Origin of the sequence: Blastococcus capsensis, from assembly GCF_030165005.1 — a bacterium.
Lineage (GTDB): Bacteria > Actinomycetota > Actinomycetes > Mycobacteriales > Geodermatophilaceae > Blastococcus > Blastococcus capsensis.
The window spans coordinates 1-885 of the sequence record NZ_JASNNW010000051.1; the positions used below are offsets into that span (position 1 = coordinate 1).

At 69.0% G+C, this 885-nt stretch carries 1 protein-coding gene; it reads right to left on the bottom strand.

Translation table 11 applies throughout. The features are described from left to right. Window positions 1–21: 21 nt before the first annotated feature. Window positions 22–813 carry an IS5 family transposase gene (locus QOZ86_RS20975; RefSeq protein WP_284493904.1) on the bottom strand — a complete coding sequence of 264 codons (792 nt, stop codon included), beginning with the start codon at window positions 811–813 and terminating at the stop codon, window positions 22–24. Between the last annotated feature and the right edge of the window lie 72 nt (window positions 814–885).

Below are 885 nucleotides of genomic sequence, written 5' to 3' on the forward strand. Positions count from 1 at the left end.
AGTGCGTGTCCGGGAATTGAGTCAGCGGGCCAGTCGGCGTGACATGGTCATGATCATCGCGGTGTGGATCATGGCCTCGCTGGTGTCGATGCGTCGCTCGTAGTCGCGTACGCAGCGGCGGTACTTGCTGATCCAGGCGAAGGTTCGTTCCACCACCCACCGTCGGTGCAGCAGCTTGAAGCCGACCTGGTCATCGGCACGCTTGACGATCTCGACGGTGAACGCCAAGACCTTGGTGGCGAAGGTGACCATCCGCCCGGCGTATCCGGCGTCGGCCCACACCAGCGCCACGGTGGAGAAGGACTCCCGTAGCCGGGCCAGCAGCCGCAGGCCGCCGTCGCGGTCCTGGATGCCGGCGATGGTGACGATCACCGCCAGCAGCAGTCCGTTGGTGTCCACGGCGATGTGTCGCTTGCGGCCGTTGATTTTCTTGCCGGCGTCGTAGCCGCGCGAGGGGCCTGCGACGGTGTCCGCCGCGCGCACAGATTGGGAGTCGATGATCGCCGCGCTCGGCTGTGGCCGGCGCCCCAGGCGTACCCGTAGCTGGTCACGCAGCGCGTCGTGGAGGCGAGCCCAGGCTCCGCTGCGCACCCAGCGGGTGAAGGTGTCCCAGACCGTGGAGCGGGGTGGGAACTCGCGGGGCAGTTCACGCCAGGTGATTCCGCCTCTGACCAGGTAGAAGATGGCGTCCACGAGCAGGCGGCGGTCGTGCTTCTCCGAGCGGCCACCGCGCCCGGCGGCGTTGCCCGGCGGCGGCAGCAGCGGCTCGATGAGCGCCCACTGGGCGTCGGTGGTCGCCGAGGACGGATACACCTGGCAGCGCGGAAGCCCCGATCGCCGGTCGCTACCGGTGGTGCTGTTGGCCGGGCAGGACGCACACGTGCA